The sequence below is a fragment of the Streptomyces aurantiacus JA 4570 genome (genome assembly GCF_000414115.1).
GTDB lineage: Bacteria > Actinomycetota > Actinomycetes > Streptomycetales > Streptomycetaceae > Streptomyces > Streptomyces aurantiacus_A.
Window position 1 is genome coordinate 1 of record NZ_AOPZ01000394.1, and the last position, 5,700, is coordinate 5,700.

The following is a 5,700-nucleotide window of genomic DNA, read 5'->3' on the forward strand; positions in this document are numbered from 1 at the left end:
CCGGGGCCGCCGGGCCCTCCGGGCACGGGCTTCTGCGGAGTGAGGATGGCGGTGTCGTCGCTCATGCGGCCGGGGCCGCCGGGACCGGCGGGGCCGCCAGGGCCGTCGCCGTACGTCCCGCTGCCGTCGCCGTACGCGCCCGCGCCGTCGCCGTACGCACCACTGTCGCCGTAGGCGTCGGAGCCGTCGGGGTATCCGCCGTGCTCGGCCCCCGGCTGGGGCGGCAGCAGCGGACCGTCGCCGCTCACCGGTCCCCCGGTCGGCCCGGCGGGGCCGTAGTCGCCTTCACCGCCGGAGAAGTACGGCAGGTCCCCGCGCTGCGGCTCCCCGCCCGACCCCAGCGGCCCGGCCGCGACGGCACCGGACACGTCGTACGAACCGGTACCGGCACCGGAACCGGCCCCGGACGAACCGGAAGAACCGGCAGAAGAACTCCCGGAACCGCCGGGCCCTCCAGAACCGGAGGAACCCGAAGTACCGGAAGAACCGGAAGAACCGGAAGAAGGCGCCCCGCCCTTCGGGGAACTCTTGCGCGGCGCGAACCAGTCGCTCGTCTTCTCGTCGCCGTCGTCACCACCGGCGGACGCCTGCGGCGCCGCCCCGGAGGGCGAACCGGCGGCGGAGGCCGGGGAGGCGGCGGACGCAGCCGCGGGGGACGCCCCCGCGGCCGAGGGACCGGAGAGGCCCGTCGCGCCCGCGCCGCTGAGGGCGCCCGCGTCCGAGCCCGCGGTCCCGGCGCCGTCCGCGCGCGTGGGGTCCGCGCCTCTCTCGCCGTCGGCGTCGCCGACCGGCGTGCGCATGACGACGGGCGGGATCGGCCGCGAACCGGGGATGTTGATCCGGATGCGGGTGGTCAGCGTGGTCTCGGTCTTGGGTTCGTCGTTCCGCTCGTCGCCGGCCCCCGGGCCGACGCCGTCCGGGCCGCCGTCGGGCGTGGCGCCCTGTGCGGGCGAGCCGTACGGCGGCGTTCCCGAGGGGTACGCAGCTCCTGTGCGCCCCTGGGGACCGGAGGACGAACTGTCAGTTTCACGACTCAAGGCAGGTTCTCCTGGTTGGCTCCGCCGCCCGTCTCGACCACTCGGGCGGCTCGGCGGCGCGCACCACCATACTGGCCGCCGCCCACGGTCATCCCGTGACCGGCTTCAAACCCGTGCGGGACATGGGTTCAAGTGGTACGTCACTTGCCAAGTCGGGCGTCGGACGGGCCCGGTTGCGGTGACTGCCCGAGGGTGGCACACATCACAGCCACGCCCATACCGCCCAGCAGGAACGCGTACGAGCCGACGCCGGCACCGAACACGAAGTCGCCCTCCGGCCGTGTGGCCGTGAGCAGCATGACGGCGGCGAGCCAGCCCGCGGCGGGGGCGAGGGCGCCGCCCCGGGTGCGCGTGGCCCGCGATCCGCCGTAGAAGGCACCGGCGGACCCGGCGAGGGCGAGCAGCAACCCGCCCGGGAACCAGCCCTGTTGGACGAGCGCGCCCGCCACCCCGACGACCGCGCCGAGCACGAAGAGCGCGGCGTACGCGGCCAGGCGGGCGACGTTGAGCGGCTGCGCCAGGAAGCTCCCCGGCGCCGCGGCCGCGCCGGGACCGGCCGCCCCGCGCGCGGGGGCCGCCGCACCGCCCCGCCCGGCAGCCGCCCCGGAAGCATTCCTTCCGCTTCCCCCGGACGCAGCTCCCGCACGGGCAGGCGCGGCCGCCTTGCCCGCCGAAGCCTTGCCCGCACCGGCCTTGCCCGCCGAGCCCTTGCCCGCAGGCCCCTTGCCCTCCGACGACGACGAAGACGAAGACGACGAAGAGGACGAAGAGGACGAAGAGGAGGAGGACGAAGCCCTGGACCGCGCGCTCACTTCCCGCCCTCCGTCGCCGTCGTGCCGGGCCCCGCGGCCCCCGCCGCGTCGATCCCCGCGAACAGATCCGTCTCGCGCACTCCGCGCACCGCGCCCGCCCCGCCTCTCACCAGTTCGTAGTACTCCACGTCGAAGATCGGCTGCGCCAGGCCGTTGGACAGCGCGAACAGCGGGCCGCTGACCTCGATCTGGGTGGCGTGGGCGCGCATCGCCGCCGCCTTCGCCGCCCCGAAGTCCCGGCCGTCGATCTCCGCAGTGACGCGCTCGTCGTCGGTCACGCCCGGCACGTCGGCCACCGTGGCGGCGGCCGTGAACGGGGATTCGCCGAGGACGCCCGCCAGCCACCGGAAGCGTTCCTCGACGACGGAGCGGGGCGCGCGGTTCCAGTAGACCTTGGCGACGGTGTGCGGCTCGCCCAGGTCGGCGCGGAAGGCGGGCTCGGCCGCGAGGTCCGCGGCGCGCATGGCGACGCGGTGGGCCTGGATGTGATCGGGGTGGCCGTAGCCGCCGTCCGGGTCGTACGTGACGAGCACCTGGGGCCGCACCTCGCGGATCACCTCGACGAGATGCGCGGCGGCCTCGTCGACGTCGGCGGCCCAGAAGGCGCCGGAGCGGTGGTTCTGCTCCAGGCCCATCATCCCGGAGTCGCGGTAGCGGCCGGTGCCGCCGAGGAAGCGGTGGTCGGCGACGCCGAGCTCCTTCATCGCGGCGGCGAGCTCACCGATGCGGTGCGCGCCGAGCGCGTTCTCGCGGTCGGCGGTCAGATGCGCGAGCGAGGGCGGGATGACCTCGCCCTCCTCGCCGAGCGTGCAGGTCACCACCGTGACTCGGGCGCCCTCGGCCGCGTACTTGGCCATGGTCGCGCCATTGTTGATCGACTCGTCGTCGGGGTGCGCGTGCACGAGCAGCAGGCGCCGGGCGGGCTGTTCCGTCATGGGAACAGCCTACGAGCCCGCGGCGCACCGCCGCGGGCCCGAGCCCCCGTCCCCCTTGTCTCCGCTTGTCTCCCCCGGGCCGCCGGACGGCGGCCGCGTCGGTCGGGCACCGTCAGAACTTGATGTCCTCGATGACCCCCGCGAGATTCGTCGACAGCTCATCGATGGTCGGCGCGAGCGACGAACTGGCGAGATAGAAGCCGAGCAGCGCGCACACGATCGCGTGGATCGTCTTGAGCCCCTGTTTCCGCACCAGCATGACCACGATGATCGCCAGCAGCAGCACCACCGATACCGAGAGTGCCACGGCGGTTCACCTCCCATTCCCGTGTCCCGACAAGATCCCGACCCACTGCCCCGAGCTGCCCCGAACCGCCCCCCGCGTCCGGCCGACAGGACCCAACTCGCCGTGCCAGCAAGGTCATACCCACCCAGCGCTACGGATCATAACTATGTGCCGGGCCACATGAGTCGGAGCACCGCAGCACGAGGGGCGCATCAGCCATAGGCTCGGGGAATGACCACCGAGACCCCCGAAACCGACGGGCCCCAGGAGGGTTCCGCGCAGCGGCTTTCCTTCCCGCGGCAGCACGCCCGAACGCAGCGCTTCTCCCTCGGCGCGCCCCGAGCCTTCACCGTGGCTCCCGACGGTTCCCGCGTCGTCTTCGTACGCTCCGGATCCGGCACCGACCGGACCGGCCGCCTGTGGGTCCTGGACCTCGCGGACGGGGACGCGACCGAACGCCTGGCGGCCGATCCGCAGACGCTCCTCGACGGCTCGGCGGAGCGTCTTTCGGCGGCGGAGCGGGCGCGGCGCGAGCGCAGCCGCGAGGGCGGCGCGGGCATCGTCGGATACGCCACGGACGCGGCCGTGGAACTGGCCGCCTTCGCGCTGTCCGGCAAGCTGTTCGCCGCGGAGCTGCGGGCGGGCACGGCGCGCGAACTGCCCGCGCCGGGACCGGTGATCGACCCGCGGCCCTCGCCCGACGGCCGTCACATCGCGTACGTCGCAGGGGGCGCCCTGCGCGTCACGGGCGCCGACGGCGGGGACGACCGGGCGCTCGCGGCACCGGACGCCGTGGAGGCGGACACGGTGACGTACGGCCTCGCGGAGTTCATCGCGGCCGAGGAGATGCAGCGCTTCCGCGGCTTCTGGTGGTCGCCCGAGTCCGACCGGCTGCTTGTCGCGCGGGTCGACGAAGCGCCCGTACAGCGCTGGTGGATCGCGGATCCGGCGCATCCGGACCGGGAGCCGACGGCCGTGCGCTATCCGGCGGCGGGCACGGCCAACGCGGACGTACGCCTCTTCGTGGTCGGTCTCGACGGGGTGCGCACGGAGGTCGCGTGGGACCGCGCCCGCTATCCCTACCTGGCCCGGGTGCACTGGTCGACGGACGGCGCGCCGCTGCTCCTGGTGCAGGCGCGGGACCAGCGCAGCGCGCTGTACCTCGCGGTGGACCCGGACAACGGCTCGACGCGGATGGTGCACGCCGACGAGGACGACGACTGGCTTGAACTCTTCCCCGGCTCGCCCTGCTGGTCGCCGAGCGGGCGTCTGGTGCGGATCGCGGACGAGGGCGGCGCGCGGGTCCTCGCCTGGGGCGAGCGGCCGCTGACGGGCTCGTCGCTCCATGTGCGCGCGGTGCTCGACGTGACCGAGGACTCCGCGCTGATCTCGGCTTCCGCGGGGCCGGGGGCCGCCGATCCGGAGCTCGGCGAGGTGCACGTCTACCGCGTCAACGAGCTGGGCGTGGAGCGGGTCTCGCAGGAGCCCGGGGTGCACTCGGCGGTGCGGGCGGGTGACGTCACCGTGCTGGTTTCGGCCACTCTCGACCATCCCGGCTCACGGGTGTCCGTGCTGCGCGACGGCAAGCAGGTGGCCACCGTCGCCTCGCACGCCCAGCGGCCGGGGCTCACCCCGCGCGTGACGCTCACCGAAGGGGGCGCGCGGCGGATTCCGTGCGCCGTGCTGCTCCCCACGGGGTACGACCCGGCGGACGGGCCGCTTCCCGTACTCATGGATCCGTACGGCGGTCCGCACGGGCAGCGCGTCCTCAAGGCGCAGAACGTCTACCTCACCTCCCAGTGGTTCGCGGACCAGGGCTTCGCCGTGGTGGTCGCGGACGGGCGGGGCACTCCGGGCCGCTCCCCCGCCTGGGAGAAGGCCGTCAACGGAGACCTGACCCGCACCCTCGACGACCAGGTCGAGGCACTGCACGCCCTCGCGGAGCACTTCCCCCTCGACCTCTCCCGCGTCGCCATGCGCGGCTGGTCCTTCGGCGGCTACCTCTCCGCCATGGCCGTCCTGCGGCGCCCCGACGTCTTCCACGCGGCGGTGGTCGGGGCGCCCGTGACGGACCTCCGCCTCTACGACACCCACTACCAGGAGCGCTACCTGGGCGACCCGCGGACCTCCCCCGACGCCTACCGCAACAGCTCCCTCGTCTCCGACGACGGGCTCGTCGACCCCGGGGAACCGCATCGGCCGATGCAGATCATCCACGGGCTCGCCGACGACAACGTGGTCGTCGCGCACGCGCTGCGGCTCTCCTCGGCGCTGCTCGCCGCGGGGCGGCCGCACGAAGTGCTCCCCCTGTCCGGGGTCACGCACATGACCCCCCAGGAGCAGGTCGCCGAGAACCTGCTCCTGCTCCAGGTCGACTTCCTCAGGCGGTCACTGCGGCTCGCGTAGCCGACCACACGACGCGACCGGCCGGGGCGACATGACGTGGCACGACCGGCCGGGGTGACATGGCGCGCCCCGGCCGGTCCAACGGCACCCGCACGGCCGTACGCCACCAGCATGGCGCGCCCTCATATCGGCCCCGGGTCGGCGGGGTTGCCGCCCTGTTTCCTGCACACCCCCGTACGCACCGCAGATCGGCGCTCGCACCTCGTCCTCAATCGCCGGACGGG

The 5,700-nt window shown here is 74.3% G+C and carries 4 protein-coding genes and 1 pseudogene; 1 reads left to right on the forward strand and 4 read right to left on the reverse strand.

The window, feature by feature from the left end:
- From STRAU_RS42610 to STRAU_RS31595, 4 genes and pseudogenes are all read right to left on the reverse strand, one after another.
- A pseudogene (locus STRAU_RS42610) lies at window positions 1-1,037 on the reverse strand (hypothetical protein); the annotation flags it as partial.
- A 140-nt stretch (window positions 1,038-1,177) separates the two neighbouring features.
- Window positions 1,178-1,558, reverse strand: coding sequence for a DUF6113 family protein (locus STRAU_RS44115; protein ID WP_037663212.1), 381 nt, complete (start codon window positions 1,556-1,558; stop codon window positions 1,178-1,180).
- A 287-nt stretch (window positions 1,559-1,845) separates the two neighbouring features.
- Window positions 1,846-2,784, reverse strand: a complete 939-nt coding sequence (gene mshB / locus STRAU_RS31590; protein ID WP_016644479.1) for an N-acetyl-1-D-myo-inositol-2-amino-2-deoxy-alpha-D-glucopyranoside deacetylase — start codon at window positions 2,782-2,784, stop codon at window positions 1,846-1,848.
- Between the two features lie 112 nt (window positions 2,785-2,896).
- A complete protein-coding gene (locus STRAU_RS31595; protein ID WP_030359751.1) occupies window positions 2,897-3,091 on the reverse strand; it encodes a hypothetical protein in 195 nt (64 codons plus the stop codon).
- A 210-nt stretch (window positions 3,092-3,301) separates the two neighbouring features.
- Between STRAU_RS31595 and STRAU_RS31600 the strand changes: the two genes are divergently transcribed.
- Window positions 3,302-5,476: a prolyl oligopeptidase family serine peptidase gene (locus STRAU_RS31600; RefSeq protein WP_016644481.1), complete on the forward strand. Its 2,175-nt coding sequence runs from the start codon at window positions 3,302-3,304 to the stop codon at window positions 5,474-5,476.
- The last annotated feature ends 224 nt before the right edge of the window (window positions 5,477-5,700 follow it).